Source organism: Burkholderia sp. SRS-W-2-2016, from assembly GCF_001931485.1.
In the GTDB taxonomy this organism is placed as follows: domain Bacteria; phylum Pseudomonadota; class Gammaproteobacteria; order Burkholderiales; family Burkholderiaceae; genus Paraburkholderia.
On sequence record NZ_MSDV01000078.1, the window covers coordinates 169,629 to 185,677 of the forward strand.

At 66.9% G+C, this 16,049-nt stretch carries 15 protein-coding genes; 11 read left to right on the forward strand and 4 right to left on the reverse strand.

What is annotated here, in order from left to right; all coding sequences use genetic code 11:
• The first annotated feature begins 75 nt into the window (after positions 1–75).
• The 7 genes from BTH42_RS32560 to BTH42_RS32590 are packed head-to-tail and all read left to right on the forward strand — an operon-like array spanning position 76 to position 7,973.
• Complete coding sequence (locus BTH42_RS32560; RefSeq protein WP_075305279.1) at positions 76–681, forward strand: HAD-IIIA family hydrolase; 606 nt, start codon at positions 76–78, stop codon at positions 679–681.
• Positions 678–1,997 (forward strand): glycosyltransferase family 9 protein, encoded by a 1,320-nt coding sequence (locus BTH42_RS32565; protein ID WP_083655016.1) that lies wholly within the window; start codon positions 678–680, stop codon positions 1,995–1,997. The genes BTH42_RS32560 and BTH42_RS32565 overlap by 4 nt, the downstream gene beginning before the upstream one ends.
• Positions 1,998–2,019: 22 nt before the next feature.
• Complete coding sequence (locus BTH42_RS32570) at positions 2,020–3,765, forward strand: carbamoyltransferase C-terminal domain-containing protein (RefSeq protein ID WP_075305280.1); 1,746 nt, start codon at positions 2,020–2,022, stop codon at positions 3,763–3,765.
• Entirely contained in the window at positions 3,762–4,850 is a 1,089-nt protein-coding gene (locus tag BTH42_RS32575) for a glycosyltransferase family 2 protein (RefSeq protein WP_075305281.1), read from the forward strand. The genes BTH42_RS32570 and BTH42_RS32575 overlap by 4 nt, the downstream gene beginning before the upstream one ends.
• A complete protein-coding gene (locus BTH42_RS32580) occupies positions 4,847–5,986 on the forward strand; it encodes a glycosyltransferase family 9 protein (protein WP_075305282.1) in 1,140 nt (379 codons plus the stop codon). Before BTH42_RS32575 ends, BTH42_RS32580 begins: the two co-directional genes overlap by 4 nt.
• Positions 5,976–6,932: a glycosyltransferase family 4 protein gene (locus tag BTH42_RS32585; protein WP_075305283.1), complete on the forward strand. Its 957-nt coding sequence runs from the start codon at positions 5,976–5,978 to the stop codon at positions 6,930–6,932. The genes BTH42_RS32580 and BTH42_RS32585 overlap by 11 nt, the downstream gene beginning before the upstream one ends.
• 39 nt (positions 6,933–6,971) lie before the next feature.
• Positions 6,972–7,973 carry a UDP-glucuronic acid decarboxylase family protein gene (locus tag BTH42_RS32590; RefSeq protein WP_075305284.1) on the forward strand — a complete coding sequence of 334 codons (1,002 nt, stop codon included), beginning with the start codon at positions 6,972–6,974 and terminating at the stop codon, positions 7,971–7,973.
• Positions 7,974–8,026: 53 nt separating this feature from the next.
• On the opposite strand, the gene BTH42_RS32595 is transcribed toward BTH42_RS32590, so the two are convergent.
• Positions 8,027–9,046 (reverse strand): SDR family oxidoreductase, encoded by a 1,020-nt coding sequence (locus tag BTH42_RS32595; RefSeq protein WP_083655022.1) that lies wholly within the window; start codon positions 9,044–9,046, stop codon positions 8,027–8,029.
• Between the two features lie 265 nt (positions 9,047–9,311).
• Positions 9,312–9,539: a hypothetical protein gene (locus tag BTH42_RS32600; protein ID WP_178392285.1), complete on the reverse strand. Its 228-nt coding sequence runs from the start codon at positions 9,537–9,539 to the stop codon at positions 9,312–9,314.
• A gap of 361 nt (positions 9,540–9,900) precedes the next feature.
• On the opposite strand from BTH42_RS32600, the gene BTH42_RS32605 reads away from it, so the two are divergent.
• Positions 9,901–11,676, forward strand: a complete 1,776-nt coding sequence (locus BTH42_RS32605; protein ID WP_075305285.1) for an ATP-dependent DNA helicase RecQ — start codon at positions 9,901–9,903, stop codon at positions 11,674–11,676.
• A 61-nt stretch (positions 11,677–11,737) separates the two neighbouring features.
• Here the strand turns inward: BTH42_RS32605 and BTH42_RS32610 are convergent, their stop codons facing one another.
• Both BTH42_RS32610 and BTH42_RS32615 read right to left on the reverse strand, forming a co-directional pair.
• Positions 11,738–12,640, reverse strand: a complete 903-nt coding sequence (locus BTH42_RS32610) for a formate/nitrite transporter family protein (protein WP_075305286.1) — start codon at positions 12,638–12,640, stop codon at positions 11,738–11,740.
• Between the two features lie 89 nt (positions 12,641–12,729).
• Positions 12,730–13,401, reverse strand: a complete 672-nt coding sequence (locus BTH42_RS32615; RefSeq protein ID WP_075305287.1) for a PleD family two-component system response regulator — start codon at positions 13,399–13,401, stop codon at positions 12,730–12,732.
• A gap of 571 nt (positions 13,402–13,972) precedes the next feature.
• Here BTH42_RS32615 and BTH42_RS32620 point away from each other — a divergent pair.
• From BTH42_RS32620 to BTH42_RS32630, 3 genes are all read left to right on the forward strand, one after another.
• Complete coding sequence (locus BTH42_RS32620) at positions 13,973–14,554, forward strand: manganese catalase family protein (RefSeq protein ID WP_075305288.1); 582 nt, start codon at positions 13,973–13,975, stop codon at positions 14,552–14,554.
• 28 nt (positions 14,555–14,582) lie between these two features.
• Positions 14,583–15,092 (forward strand): ferritin-like domain-containing protein, encoded by a 510-nt coding sequence (locus BTH42_RS32625; RefSeq protein ID WP_075305289.1) that lies wholly within the window; start codon positions 14,583–14,585, stop codon positions 15,090–15,092.
• Positions 15,093–15,391: 299 nt separating this feature from the next.
• Positions 15,392–15,973: a hemerythrin domain-containing protein gene (locus tag BTH42_RS32630; protein ID WP_075305290.1), complete on the forward strand. Its 582-nt coding sequence runs from the start codon at positions 15,392–15,394 to the stop codon at positions 15,971–15,973.
• Positions 15,974–16,049 lie beyond the last annotated feature (76 nt).

Genomic DNA, 16,049 nt, shown 5'->3' on the forward strand with positions numbered 1-16,049 from the left:
CGCGAGCGACGCAGTGGCAGTGCAAGTCTCGGCGCCAGGAGTCGCGCTGACTTCCACCCCCTACACACGAACACCATGAACACCCAACCCGCAGTCTTCATCGACAAGGACGGCACACTGCTCGAAGACGTGCCGTACAACGCCGACCCCGCGCTGATGCGTTTCGCGCCGGGCGCGCGCGAAGGGCTCGCTCTGCTGGCCGCCTATCCGCTCACGCTGTTCGTGATCAGCAATCAGGCCGGCGTCGCGCTCGGCAAGTTCGACGAGACCGCGTTGCTCGACGTCGAAAACCGCCTGCAGCACATGTTTGCCGAATGCGGCGCGAAGCTCGCGGGCGTGTACTGGTGCCCGCATCATCCGCAAGGCAGCGTCGCGCGCTACGCGCTCGCGTGCGATTGCCGCAAGCCGGAGCCCGGCATGCTGCTGCGCGCGGCGCAGGAGCATCAAATCGATCTGGCGAACAGCTGGTTCATCGGCGACATTCTCGACGACGTCGAAGCGGGCAATCGCGCCGGCTGCCATACCGTGCTGCTCGACAACAGTCACGAGACAGAGTGGCGGGTCGGCCCGCAACGCGTGCCCGGCATATGCGCCGCCAATCTGCACGAGGCCGCGCAGCACGTGGTGCTGCACGGTATGCCGGCGGGTGCCGCCGCGCACCACAAGGGAGCGATCCAATGAACGCGCCGCTGCCGCTCGCGCCGCCGATCCTGGCGCACGCGCGCGTGCCCGACACGTCGCCGCCCGGCTGCTGGGGCGCCGACGTCAAGCGGATTCTGTGCGTGCGCCTGGACAATCTCGGCGACGTGCTGATGAGCACGCCCGCGCTGCATGCGTTGCGCGAGTCCGGCGCGAACCGCCATCTGACGTTGCTCGGCTCGCGCAGCGGCGTCGCGCTCGCGCCGTTTCTCGACGACATCGACGACGTGATCGAATACGACGCGCCGTGGGTCGCGCCCGCGTCGGGCAGTGGTCACGATCTGGCCGCCGATCGCCGGATGCAGCAGCGCCTGCGCGCCGGCCGCTTCGACGCTGCGGTCATCTTCACCGTGTACAGCCAGAGTCCGCTGCCGGCCGCGATGCTGTGCTATCTGGCCGGCATTCCGCGCCGTCTCGCGCATTGCCGCGAGAACCCGTACGCCTTACTGACCGACTGGCTGCGCGAACCCGAGCCGCAGCAACGCACCCGTCACGAGGTGCAACGTCAGCTCGATCTGGTGGGCCACGTCGGCGCGCGAACCTTGGACACCCGTATGCGTTTCCACGTGCCGGCCGCCGCGCGCCGCTCGCTCGACGCGCAACTGGCCGCGCTGCGCATCGGGCCTAACGGGCCTGACATGCCCGGCACCCCCGCCGCCGCGAATGCCCAGAACGCCCCGCACGCCTCTAACACCGCCCCGATCGTCCTGCATCCAGGCGCGACCGCCGCTTCGCGCCGCTATCCGCCCGAGCGCTTCGGCGCGGTCGCGAGCCGGCTCGCACTGGCCACCGGCGCGCCGATACTGCTGACCGGCAGCGCGAGCGAACGGCCGCTGGTCGAAGCGGTGCTGCGCGCGGCCGTGCCCGCCGTCCGCCCGCAACTGCACGACCTGAGCGGCGCGTTGAACCTCGGCGAACTCGCCGCGCTGCTCGAACGCGCGAGCGTGCTGATCTCGAACAACAGCGGCCCGGTCCATCTCGCGTCCGCGCTCGGCACGCCGGTGGTCGATCTCTACGCGCTGACCAATCCACAGCACACGCCGTGGCAGACCGCGCAGCGGGTGCTGTATCGCGATGTCGAATGCCGCTGGTGCTATCGCAGCGTGTGTCCGCACGAGCATCACGCCTGCCTGCTCGGCATATCGATCGATGAAGTCGTGCACGCGGCACTGGAATTGCGACACGAGCAGGCACCGTCGGGTCGACGCGACCCGCCAGTGAAAAGCGCTTGCGCGCAGTGCGAACCGTGTAGCGACGGCGTCGCGTCGTCGCTGACCGATCAGCCCGCGGTCCCCTGAACCCACTTCCATAGCGAACGCCATGTACACACTCGGAATCAATGCGGTCTATCACGACAGCGCGGCCGCGCTGCTGCGCGACGGCGTGGTGCTCGCGGCCGCCGAAGACGAACGCTTCACGCACGTGAAGCACGCGAAACGGCCGGTGCCGTTTTCCACCTGGCAATTGCCGTTCGACGCGATCGACTACTGCCTGAAAGCGGCCGGCATTACGCTCGCCGATGTCGATCATGTCGCCTACTCGTACGATCCGCAGCTATTCGGCGGGATGCCTAAGCAACCGGGCGCGACGATCGAGCTGCCGTTCGATCCGGCTGGCACGCGTTTGGACAATCCGTCCGCGTCCCCGTGGGACCCGCTGTTTCTCAGCTATATCGCCAACGCGAAGGGACAACTGCTCGACGGCGCGCCGCATCATCTGCGCAAGCGTTTTCAGCGGGTGAACCGCGAGCACGGCTTTGCATGGCACTTCGTCGATCACCATCTCGCGCACGAGGCAAGCGCGTTTCTCGCCGCGCCGTTCGACGACACCGCGGTGCTGACGATGGACGGCCGCGGCGAAGGCGTGACGACCAGCATGGGACAATTCGTCGGCGGCGAGTACACGCGCCTGAAACAGGTGGAGCTGCCGCATTCGCTCGGACTGCTGTATGAAGCGGTCACCGATTGGCTCGGCTTCCTGCATTCGTCGGACGAGTACAAGGTGATGGCGCTCGCGTCGTACGGCAAACCGGTGTACGTGGATGTGTTCCGCGAGATCGTCCGCTATCGGCAGGACGGCAGCTATACAGTCGACACGCCGCGTCTGACCGAACGATTCGGCCCCGCTCGCGAGCGCGGCGGCCCGCTCGAACAGCGTCACTTCGATATCGCGCATTCGTTGCAGCGCGTGCTCGAAGAGACTGTGCTCGAACTGGCGAACTGGCTGCATCGGCAGACCGGTTTGAGCCGGCTGTGCATGGCCGGCGGCGTCGCGCTGAACTGCGTGATGAATTCCAAGCTGCGCGACGCGGGACCGTTCGACGAAGTGTGGGTGCAGCCGGCGGCCGGCGACGCCGGCACCGCGCTCGGCGCGGCGCTGTGGACCGACTATCGCGAGCGGGCCGCGCACGGCGACCGCGCGCGCCACTGGCGCATGGATCACGCGTACCTCGGCCCCGAGTACGGCGAGGCGGAAATCGAGCAGTTTTTGCGCTGGTCGAAGGTGCCGTACCGGCGTCTCGACGATATCGCCGGCACCACCGCCGATCTGCTCGCGAACGGCAGCGTGATCGGCTGGTATCAGGGCCGCACCGAGTTCGGGCCGCGCGCGCTCGGCGCGCGTTCGATCCTCGCGTCGCCGGTCGATCCGCGGATGCAGGCGAAGCTCAACGAGATCAAGGATCGCGAGGACTTCCGCCCGGTCGCGCCGGTCGTGATGGAGGAACACGCGAACGACTGGTTCGTGAACGGCCAGAGCGCGCCGTTCATGCTGTTCGTGTTCGACGTGCGCGAGGACAAGGCCGCACGCATTCCGGCCGTGCGCCATGTGGACGGCACCGCGCGCGTGCAGACCATCAACCGCGCGCAGCATCCGCTCTACTACGATGTGCTGGCCGCGTTCCGCGCGCGCACCGGCGTGCCGATTCTGGTCAACACGTCGTTCAACACGCGCGGCGAGCCGATGGTCAATTCGCCACGCGACGCGGTCGAGTCGTTCTGGACCTCGCCGCTCGACGCGCTGGTAATCGGCCCGTTCCTCGTCGAGAAAGCGGGGACCGGCACATGAGCACCACGTTTTTGTGTCCCCCGTTGCCGCATAGCGGTGTCACCGCGCGCCGCAGCAGTGCGGATTCCGAAGAGTCCGGCTGGGGGGTAGCGTCGCGCTCGTTTCCGGAGGTGTCGGTGGTGGTGCCCACCTACCGGCGCCCGGCGATGCTCGCGAACTGTCTGCGCGCGCTGTGCGCACAGCAACTGGCGGCGGACCGCTACGAGATCGTAGTCTGCGATGACGGTCCCGACGACGACACCCGCGCCTGCGTCGAACGCTTCGCACAGGAACAGGCAGCGCGCGGCCTGGAAATTCTGTACGTGCCGGTGACCCGCACCCAGGGGCCGGCCGGCGCGCGCAACGCGGGCTGGCAGCACGGGCGCGCATCGCTGATCGCGTTCACCGACGACGACACGCTGCCCGACCCGCACTGGCTGAGCGCCGGCATCGCGGCCCTCTCGCACGGCGCGGCGGCCGCCGCCGGCACGATCGTCGTGCCGCTGCCGGCGCTGCCGGACTTGCCGACCGATTACGAAGCCGACACCAGCGGCCTCGCGCGCGCCGAGTTCGCGACCGCGAACGTGTTCGTCTCGCATGCGGCGCTGGTCGCGACCGGCGGCTTCGACGAGCGCTTCACCTGCGCGTGGCGCGAGGATTCGGACCTGCAATTCACGTTGCTGAGCGCGGGCGGCAAGATCGTCCGCGCGACCGACGCGATCGTCGTTCATCCGGTGCGGCCCGCGCGCTGGGGCGTGAGCATCAGCCAGCAGAAGAAGAGCCAGTTCGACGCGCTGCTGTATCGCAAGCATCCCGAACTGTTTCGCGCGCGCATTCGCTCGCGTCCGCCGCTGCTGTACTATGCGATCCTCATCGCCGCGCTGGTCGCCGTCGGCGGGATGTTCGCGCAGCAAGCGGCGGTGGCGACCGCGGGCTGGCTCGCATGGTGCGCGCTGACCGGCTATTTCTCGGTGCTGCGGCTGCGCCGGCGCAACCACGGCTGGCGCCACATCGCCGAGATGGTCTGGACCTCGATCCCGATTCCGTTTCTATCGATCTTCTGGCGGCTGTACGGCGCCATCCGTTTCAAGGTGTTCTTTCCATGACCGCACCCTCGCTGCTGGCGGCGCTCGCGCCGTGCCGTATCGTCGTGTTTCGCGCGCTGCAGCTCGGCGACATGCTGTGCGCGGTGCCCGCGCTCCGGGCGTTGCGCGCGGCCGCGCCCGACGCCCATATCGCGCTGATCGGCCTGCCGTGGGCGCGGACGTTCGTAGAACGTTATGCGGACCTCGTCGACGAACTGATCGTGTTTCCGGGCGCGCTCGGGTTTCCCGAGCAGCCGGAGACCAACGACGGCCTGCCCGACTTCTTTGCCGCGATGCGCGACCGACACTTCGATCTCGCGATGCAGCTGCACGGCAGCGGCGGCATCGCGAACGATCTGCTGCGCCAATTCGGCGCACGCGCCGACGCCGGCTTCGTGCAACCGGACGAACGCCCCCGCGCCGGCTGCTTTATCGACTGGCCCGACACGCTGCCCGAACCCGAACGCTATCTCGCGCTGATGAGCGCGCTAGGCGCGCCGGCACACGACCGCAAGCTGAGCTTCCCGCTCACCGACCATGATCGCGACGAGTACGCGGCGCTGCGCGAGCGGCATGGGATCGAAGCGCAGCGCCTCGTGCTCGTGCATCCGGGCGCGCAATTGCCGTCGCGGCGCTGGCCCGCCGAACGCTTCGCGGGGCTCGCCGATCATCTCGCCGCCGACGGCTGGCAGATCGCGATCACCGGCACCGCCGCCGAAGCGCCGCTGACCTGCGCGGTGCTCGGCGCGATGAGCGCGCCCGCGCTGCACCTGGCCGGCACGACCTCGCTCGGCGCGCTCGCGGCGCTGGTCGCCGACGCACGCCTCGTGGTCAGCAACGACACCGGCATCTCGCACATTGCCGCCGCGCTGGAAACGGCCTCTGTCGTGATCGCGTGCGGCAGCGACACGCGGCGCTGGGCGCCGCTCGATCACCTGCTGCACCGCGTGCTCGCCGACTATCCGCCGTGCCGGCCGTGCATGTTCCGCGACTGTCCGTATGGTCATCCGTGCGCGCGGAACATCGGCGTCGAAACGGTGGTCGAGGCCGCGCGCGCGCAACTCGCGCGGGTGCCGGATACGCATCCGGGCGCGCCGGGCACGCTGCAGGTATGCACCGATCCGCTGACTTTCCAGGAGCTGCACCATGCTGCGTAACTGCCGCCGCCTGCGCGTGCTGACCTGGCACGTGCACGGCAACTACATGTACTACCTGAGCCAGGCGCCGCACGACTTCTATCTGGTCACCAAACCGGGCCATCCGCCCGGATATGCGGGCAAGGTCGGCGTACTGCCGTGGGGCAAGAACGTGCACGAGGTATCGATCGAGGAGGTTCCCAGTCAGCAGTTCGACGTTATCCTGTATCAGCACCGCGCGCACTGGGATCGCGACCGCGAACAGGTGCTGAGTGCCGCGCAACAGCGTCTGCCGCGCGTCTACGTCGAGCACGATCCGCCGCAGGAGAATCCTTTTCAGCAATGGCATTGGGTCGACGATCCGAACACGCTGCTGGTGCACGTCACGCATTTCAACCGGCTGATGTGGGACAGCGGCGTCACGCCGACGCGCGTAATCGAACACGGTGTGGTGGTGCCTGACGGCGTGCGCTATAGCGGTGAACTCGAACGCGGGGTCGTGGTCGTCAATCATCTCGCGCAGCGCGGCCGCCGGCTCGGCGCCGACGTGTTCAACGAAACGCGCACCCGCGTGCCGCTCGATCTGGTCGGGATGGACGCGGCGCGGCTCGCCGGCATCGGCGAAATCGGCAATCTGGAACTGGCCGCGTTCACCTCGCGCTACCGGCTCTTTTTCAATCCGATCCGCTGGACCAGTCTCGGCCTCGCGATCGTCGAGGCGATGACGATCGGCATGCCGATCGTCGGACTCGCGACCGCAGAACTGGCGACCGTTATCCGCAACGGCGAGAACGGCTTCGTGCATACCGATGTCGACGCGCTGGTCGATGCGATGCATGCCTTGCTGCGCGATCCCGCCGAAGCGCGCCGGCTCGGCGACGGCGCGCGGCGCACCGCGCTGGAACGCTTCCATATCGACCGTTTTGCACAAGACTGGCACGACACGTTGCTGCAGGTCACCGCGTAACGCGTTGACTCGCCCGGACGATCATAAGGATCACCGATCATGAAAGAACTCACCCGCAAGCGGATTCTGGTTACCGGCGGCGCCGGCTTTCTCGGCTCGCATCTGTGCGAGCGGCTGGTTGCGCAAGGACACGACGTGCTGTGCGTCGATAACTTCTATACCGGCACCAAGGACAACATCGCGCACCTGCTCGACTGCGCGAATTTCGAACTGATGCGCCACGACGTGACCTTTCCGTTGTATGTGGAAGTCGACGAAATCTATAACCTCGCGTGTCCCGCGTCGCCGATTCACTATCAGTACGATCCGGTGCAGACCACCAAGACCAGCGTGCACGGCGCGATCAATATGCTCGGGCTTGCTAAACGCGTGAAGGCGCGGATTTTTCAGGCGTCGACCAGCGAGGTGTACGGCGATGCCCTCGTGCATCCGCAGAAAGAGGACTACTGGGGACATGTGAATCCGATCGGCCCGCGTTCGTGTTACGACGAAGGCAAACGCTGCGCGGAGACGCTTTTCGTCGATTACCGGCGGCAGCATGGTCTGTCGATCTGCATCGCGCGGATTTTCAACACCTATGGTCCGCGCATGCATCCGGCCGATGGACGGGTGGTGTCGAACTTCATGATGCAGGCGCTGCGCGGCGAGCCGTTGACCGTGTACGGCGACGGCTCGCAGACGCGCTCGTTCTGCTACGTCGACGACATGATCGACGCGTTTATCCGCCTGATGAACAGCGGCGACGATGCCGGTGGGCCGGTCAATCTCGGCAATCCGCACGAGGTCTCGATGCGGGAGATCGCGCAGCGGATCGTCACGGTGACCGGATCGAGTTCGACGCTCGAAGCGCGGCCGTTGCCGGCCGACGATCCGTGGCACCGGCAACCGGATATTGCGCGCGCGCGGGAGCTGCTCGGCTGGGAGCCGGCTACTTCGCTCGACGAAGGATTGCTGAGAACTGCGAGGTATTTTCGGGCGCGGCTTGCGGCTGGCGCGGAGACGGTGCCGGAGGCCGTCAAGGCAGGCGAGGCCGCGGGTTGAGCGGTCTTTCGCAGTGGCCTTTCACTCGCCCGGCACTCGCGCCGCCACCTACGTCACGGTTGCCCCGAGCCCCCCGACGCCCCATACACCTGCCCGGTCACATAACTCATCCGCGCCATCGCCAGCGCGACGTATACCGGCGCGATCTCGGCCGGCTGGCCCGGCCGGCCCATCGGCGTCTGCGCGCCGAACTGTTCGAGGTTCTTCTGTGTCTGTCCACCGCTCACCTGCAGCGGTGTCCAGAACGGCCCCGGCGCGACCGCGTTCACGCGGATGCCGCGCGAGATCATCTGCTTGGCGAGCGACTTGGTGAAATTCGCGATCGCGGCCTTGGTCATCGCGTAGTCGAGCAGGTTGATCGACGGATCGTAGGCGTTGACCGAACTCGTATTGATGATCGCCGCGCCCGGCGACATGTGCGGGATCGCGGCCCTGGTAAGCCAGAACATTCCGTACAGATTGGTGCGCAACGTCCAGTCGAAATCCTCGGTGCTGATGTCGAGAATCGAGTCGTGGCTGTGCTGACGTCCCGCGTTGTTGACCAGTACGTCCAGTCCACCGAAGCCGTTCACCGCGCGCTCGACTGCCTGCTTGCAGAATGCTTCGTCGCGGATATCGCCGGGAAGCGCGAGCGCGTTGCGGCCCGCGTCGCGAATCAGCTGGATGACCTCGCGCGCATCGGGTTCCTCGGCGGACAGATAGACGATCGCGACGTCCGCGCCTTCGCGCGCGAACGCGATCGCCGCCGCGCGACCGATGCCCGAGTCGCCGCCGGTGATCAGCGCCTTACGGCCCGCGAGCAGACCGCAGCCGCGATAGCTCGATTCGCCATGGTCCGGACGAGGCGTCATGCGGCTCGCGAGACCCGGCCACGGTTGCTGCTGAGGGGAGAACGGCGGGTGCGGGTAAAGGCCCCGTGGGTCGCGCAACGGTGTGCCCGTATCCGCCGCGGGCGATGCGTTACCGGCCTCGTTGCCGGGACTCGCCCGGTGTGCGGAGTCGGGCGTCGCGCCCGCGGTGCCGGTCACGCCCGGCACGACCGCCCCGGCGGCGAGCGCATTGCCGGCGAACATCGCGGCCAGGCCCGCCGCCGCGCTTTGAACGACCTTGCGGCGGGTCGGGGATAGGTCATCCGGCGCGCTTCGATGCTCGGGTTGTCCTTCATGATCGCCTTCGCTGTTGGTGTGATCGCTGCACATGGGTCGCTCCGGTAAGAGTTCGCTAAAGGTCGAGGCTTACTGGCCGTTTTGCGGCGCGCCAGCCGTACCACCGTTGGTGCCGTGGCCCGTGTTCGGGCGCGCGTTGTTGTGCAAAGCGCTAGGGCTCTGCGTCGGCGAATTACGCGCCGCCGGTTGCATTGCCGCCCGCGCCGCCCATCCCGCTTCCGGAGCCCGCGCCGGTGCCGTAGCCGCTGGTGCCGTTGCCGCTGGTGCCCGCGGTGCCGGCGGCGCCCGCTCCCGCGCCGCCGCCGGCACCACCACCTCCTCCGCCTGCGCCGCCGGCCTGCGCATAGGCGCCGCCCGCCAGCGCCATCATCAGTGTCGAAGCCAGGATTGTCTTGGTCATGGATTTCATCTTGCCCTCCGTTGAGTCGTTTCGAGGCCTGCGTGCGAAGTGCGCCACCGCACGTCGGCTCAGTCCGAGCCGAGCATCACTCATACCTAGCCGTATCTATCGCGGAAGTGGAGGGGCTAAAAGCGGAAAGCTCGCTCACGTTGGAACGGTTGGGGACGGTCATCCCGGCGCGCGAACACCAAAGTTGCGACGGGATCGGCGTGTCCGCATGGGTACAGTGCTTGCTCCCCCGCTGCGTCAGATAGCGGCCGCCAGCGCGCCGAATACCGGGCGCCACCCGGCACTGTCCGTCCGCAATCACTGGCACTCACGCCCCGTCACGCGCCCGCAACACGCTTAGCACTTTGATCCGATGACCAACACTCCGCCCCTGCGTGCCTTGGCCGGCCGCCTGAATGCGATGCGTAAAACGCTGCGCGACGTGTTCGGCATCACGAAGCTGCGGCCCGGCCAGCAGCACATCATCCGCAGCGTGCTCGAACGGCGCGACACGCTCGCGGTGATGCCCACCGGCGCCGGCAAATCGCTCTGCTATCAATTGCCGGCGCTGCATCTGGACGGCTGGACGCTGGTCGTGTCGCCGTTGATCGCGTTGATGAAAGACCAGTTCGACACGCTGCGCGACGCAGGCATCGACGCGCTGCGGATCAACAGCACGGTCCCGGCTGCGGAGCTGCACGCCACCTATGACACGCTGCGTAGCGCCCGCAGCGGCATCGTGTTCGTCACGCCGGAACAACTGAGCCACGCCGAATTGATTGACGCGCTGCGCGAGCGCGACGACACGCGTATCGAACTGGTGGTCGTCGACGAGGCGCACTGCGTGTCGCAGTGGGGCCACGATTTCCGCCCGGCGTTCCTGCGCATCGTCGATGCGGTGAAAGCTCTCGGCAGGCCGCCGGTGCTCGCGCTGACCGCGACCGCGACGCCCGACATCTGTACCGACATCGTCCGCTCGCTCGGTCTGAAAGAGCCGCGCATCGTCAACACCGGCGTCTATCGCGACAATCTGCACTACCGCGTCAGCCAGGTATCGGTGGCAGGTGGACGGCAACGCGCGTCCACGCGTGTGCGTGAAGCGAAGGCGGCGGCGCTGCGCGAACTGCTCGCGCACGAACACGGCCGCGGCATCGTCTATACGGCGACGGTGCGCGAAGCCGAGCAGCTGGCCGCGAGCGTACGCGAGTGGGACGCGGCGGTGGCCTGCTATCACGGCCGCATGTCCGCGCACCAACGGCACGACGTGCAGGAGCGCTTCGCGGCCGGGGAGCTGCGCGTGATGATCGCGACCAACGCGTTCGGAATGGGGATTGATATTCCCGACATCCGTTTCGTCGTCCACTATCAGATGCCGGGCAGCCTCGATGCGTACTACCAGGAAACCGGGCGCGCCGGACGCGACGGCGAGCCCGCGCGCTGCGAGTTGCTGTTCGATCTGAACGACCGGCGCGTGCAGCAGTTTCTCGCACTGGGCCGCTATCCGGACGCCGCGCTGCTGCGCCGGATCTGCGACGCGCTCGCGCAGTGCGCGCGCACGCCCGGTGCGGGTGCCGGCATGTCGGCGCGCGAGTTGCTCGACGCGGTAACCGACGTGGGCCGCAACAAGCTCGCGGTCGCGCTGAAGATGCTGACCGATACCCGCCACGTTGCGCGGGACCGGCAGCAACGCTATCGGCTGCGCGAAGCGGGCGGCGCCCGTGCGGGCCAGCCCGGCGACAACCGCGACGATGCGATCGACGCCGCTGTCGAGCGCTATACGCAGCTCGCGAGCCGCGACCGCGCCGCGCTCGAACAGATGGTCGATTACGCGCAAACCGGCGGCTGCCGCTGGCGCGTGCTGCTCGAATACTTCGACGACGCCGACGGTTTCGAACGCTGCGGTACCTGCGATAACTGTCTGAATCCGGTCGAAGCGACGTTTGAAGCGCAAAGCGCGAAGCCCGCCGTCAAATCGCCGCGGCGCCAAGCGGCAAAAAAAGCGCGCTTTGGCCGCGGCGATGCGGTGCGCGTGCGCAAATACGGCAGCGGCCACGTAGTGTTCGCCACCGATGAGCAGGTCGCGGTAATGTTTCCGGACGGCAGCACGCGCACCTTCATGGCGCGCTTTGTAAAGGCCGAGATGGCGTGAACTACGCGCCGCCAGGCGGGACCGACGCGGCTCACGTCCGGCGCGCGCGGCGTTGCCCGCGTCAATCACGGCCGGTCATCTCCGGTGCGATCGACGCGTGATTGAGCAGTCCGACCAGCGCGACGCCCCCCACCACATTGCCGAGCAACGTCGGCGCAAAAAAGCGCCCGAAGTAGTCCTGCAGCGCGGCGTGCCCGCGCAAAACCGCATAAGCCACCTCGACCGACCCGGCAACGATATGCGACAGATCGCACACCGCGACCACATAGGTGATCACCGCGACGATCAGGACAGCGGCCGACTTCGCGCTCGGCAGCAGCCACACCATCAACGCGATAAGCCAGCCGGCGAGCACGGCTTTGATCATCGTCGAAAAGAAATCCGACTCGTACGGCGCCTGGGCGAGATGATCGAGAACCGGTGCGAACTTGTGCGCGAACGTCGTCGGCAGCGTGAGGATGGCCGCGAAGCACCAGGTACCTGCAATGTTGGCTGCGAGCACGATCAGCCAGAGCCGCAGCGCTGTGCCCGCAACCCGTAGGCTGCGCCGCGTCAGCACCGGCAACAGCACGGTCAGCGTGCTCTCGGTAAAGAGTTGCTGGCGCCCCAGCACGACGATGATGAAGCCGACGCAATACCCGGCGGCGCCGGTCAACGACACCCCGTTGTGAGCGGAAGACGACTTATTCTCCAGTACCGCCTCGGTGAGAAACGAGAAGCCCATCGAGAGCCCTGCGGCCAGCGCGGACCACAGCAGCGCGAGCGGAGCGCGCCCGAGCGCCATCTCCCCTTCCTCGCGGATGATTTCGTGAATGACCAGCGCGCGCGGCGAACTATGCTCGGACGCCTGATCGCGCTCCTTATCGTCCAGGTGCGGCGACGCGTGGCCCGCGGCTTGCGCGTCGTCCGTGTCGATGCTGGTGTCGCGATCCGTATCGGTGGCGGTATGGGGCAGGTTCGGCATGGCATGGCTCCTCGCAGTGTGCACGAGCGTTGCGCAGGCGCTGTGCCCGTTGCTCGCCGCTACCGCCTGCAACAAGGAGGCTCACTGCATCAGTCGGCTGCCGATTTGCGGAGCCCTCGTCGGCGCGTGCTGAAAGACGCTTCGATGGGCAGACACTGGACCAGACTCGCGACGCTATCGACGAGCCGCTCATACAGTTTTTCCGACTCCTCGACGGAAATTCCCGCAGCGCGCATGTGAGCGATCCGCGCAGCTTGCGCATGCATCAATTCGATTCCCCGGCAGATGCTGGAGGCGCAGCGTGTACGGCCCGACGGTCCCAATGAAGCAGCCGCGAGCAACGGATTCCATTTGCCTTCGTTGGCAGTGGCGAGAATTGGCGGCCGCTCCGCAGGTTGCGGCGCGACCCGCGCGGATTGCCGCGTTAGCTCGTCGATAAGTTCAAGAAGCCGGTCCACGAACCCTGGTTTGCGCAACTGTGCGCGCGCGAGACGCGTGTCCGGTAGTTCGGCGCCGGACATCAGAATCACCGGTACGCTGCGAAAGCGCGGCAGCGCCTTGAGGATTCGCATTGCGTCCGGGCCTTCCAGATAGGGCATGTTCACATCGCAGACGATGATGTCCGGGGGCCGATCCACCGCGGCGCGCAGCGCGGCGAGCCCGTCCTGCGCGCCTGCTACCGCATGGCCGTTCGCGCTCAGCGCTGCTTCCAACGCCGCACGCATTTGGGCGTCGTCATCTACGAGCAAAACTTTGCACATGTCCGGTCCTATTGCCTTCCGGTATTTAGCACCGTGCGCTGGCGGTGCCCACGCCGTAGTTATCGCTACTTACGCTTCGCGCTCGTAACCAGCGCTGTCTTGGTCAGGCTGCTTCGGCCAATGCGCACGAAAGAAGCCAGCGCATATGCGCCGGACCATCAACGGAACAACGTTCGCGGCGTCACTGCCGCCCTTCTCCTGCGTCGGCTTCACTTCCCCGACGCGTGATGGCTGCGGATAGACGTTACTTAGCATGGCGGGTGCCCACGCACCGCGGCTAGCGGTACGTTGCGCCGCCTTCGGGAATGATCCAGTCACGCGCCCTGCGTGCCAGTGGGATAACGCATCGGGCGCGCATTGGTGTGCCGCGCGAAGAACTACTCAGCGAACAGGTCCGGGCCGAACGCGTCGTAGTGAATCGCGTAACCATGTTCAGCTAGCCGCGCCACCCGGGCGTGCCGAAAACGGCCCATGCGTAATCGCCGATGCGCCGTTCGCAACGGGCGGCCCTCCGCATGCGTGGTTCAGCGGATGCACGACCCTCAGCACTTAACGTCAATGGAGGTCAATTATGTTCATGCACAACAAACGGCTGCAATACACGGTTCGCGTCGGCACGACCAATCCCGGTCTCGCGAACCTGATGCTCGGACAGTTCGGCGGACCGCAGGGCGAACTGGCAGCCGCGATGCGCTACTTCACGCAAGCGGTCGCGAAAGAGGATCCGAGGCGCAAGGACATGCTGTTCGATATCGCGACCGAAGAACTCATTCACCTGGAGATCATCGGCTTGATCGTCGCCATACTCAACCGCGGTGCGAAGGGCGAACTCGCCGAAGCGGTCGAGCAGCGGGCGGAGTTGTATCGCAGGCTCAACGGCGCCGGCAACGACAGTCACGTCACCCAGGTGTTGTACGGCGGCGGGCCGCCGTTGACCAACTCGGGGGGCGTGCCCTGGACGGCCGCGTACATCGATACGATCGGCGCGCCGACCGCGGACGGCGGTGACGGCAGCGCGTCGGTCGGCCTCGAAGCGCAGCAGGAAAGCGCGGTCACCGCGATGGCCACGCGCTTGCGCTCCGACCCGTCGAGCGATCCGACTACCGGCGCGGAGTTGGGCAGTACGCTTCCGCCCACCAACGACGTTGAGTAATCCCCCTGTGCATGCTCAGGAGCAGGTGATGGCCACCCCACAGGAATACGTCGTCGACTGGCTGCGCGACGCCTATGCAATGGAAAAACAGGCCGAGACGATGCTCAAGGCTCAGTCGAAGCGGTTTGAGTTCTATCCGCTGCTTCGTGAGCGGATCGACCGGCACCTCGAAGAAACGCTGTCGCATCAGACGTTGCTGGAAGGCTGCCTCGACCGGCTGGGCAGCGGTCCATCGGCGACGAAAAATCTGTCGGCGCGGATGACCGCGTTCATGCAGGGCGCCAGCGGAATGGCGGTCAGCGATGAGGTCGTGAAGGGCGGCATGGCGGGCTATGTGTTCGAGCACGTCGAAATCGCCGCCTACACGACGCTGATCGCCGCCGCCAATGCCGCCGGCGATATCGAAACCCGTCGCGTCTGCGAACAGATCCTGCCGCAGGAGATCGCGATGGCGAAGTGGCTGTTCGAGCACCTGCCGCAGACGGTCACGCAGTTTCTCGGTCGCTCCGCAGCGAACCTCGACGAAGCCAGGCGGTAACGTGACGGCACGCGACATACGCGGGTCGTCGAGCGCTTTCAGGTTCGGCGCGCGCGGCGTGTTCGCGCTCCGCGATGCGTGGGCCGGCGCTACGGCGCCGGCTCATTTCTGTCCGTCGAGTTCAGCGCCTGCTCCGCCGCAACGGGCGGAACTCGAGCATGGCGCGGCGAGCGTCGATCGCCTGCACGTGGACCGCTGCACGCACCCGCCGGGCATGCGGGATGCGGAAACCCGCGAGCCAACGCGCGACGCGTCACCGCGACGGTCGGCGCGCCCACCCAGTTTCGAGAGGAACAGCCATGCCCAACAACACCTCATCGGTATCACCGTCGATCACCGCAATGATCCGCCTGGACCATATGCACGTGCTCGCCGCGTCCCATCGTTACCACGCATCGACGCCGTGGTGGCGCAAACGAGCGATCGTCAACGGCGTGTGCGCCGCGCTCGAAATTCACGCGCAACTGGAGGAAGAGATTTTCTATCCGGCGTTGGAGCGCGCGCTCGGCCACGACAAGACGCTCGCGAAAAGCCGCCCCGAGCACGACGAGATGCGCGCGACGATCGCAAAGCTGCGTGCGATGGGCCCGGAAAACGCGGCGTACGACGGGCTCTTTCATCAGTTGATACGCGAGGTCGTGCACCACGTCGCGGACGAGGAGACGATCCTGCTGCCCGACGCGGAGCGCTTGCTGAAGAGCGAACTGCAGGCGCTGGGCACGCAGATGACCCGGCGCCGGCTGCAATTGCTCGGTGAACGGCCGACGGAAATCGCGCTCAATACCGCAGGCACGTTTCCGATCGCGACGCTGCTGCTCGGCTCAACGCTGCTGCTTGCGTTGCGGCAATGTCGGCCGAGGTCGCGCCGCGCGGCGCGCTAGGGGCGCTCGGCGCGGTCTTACGATTGAGCTGGGTGCGCTTGCTTACGCTCTGCTTCACTACGAAAGGCTCCGGCCG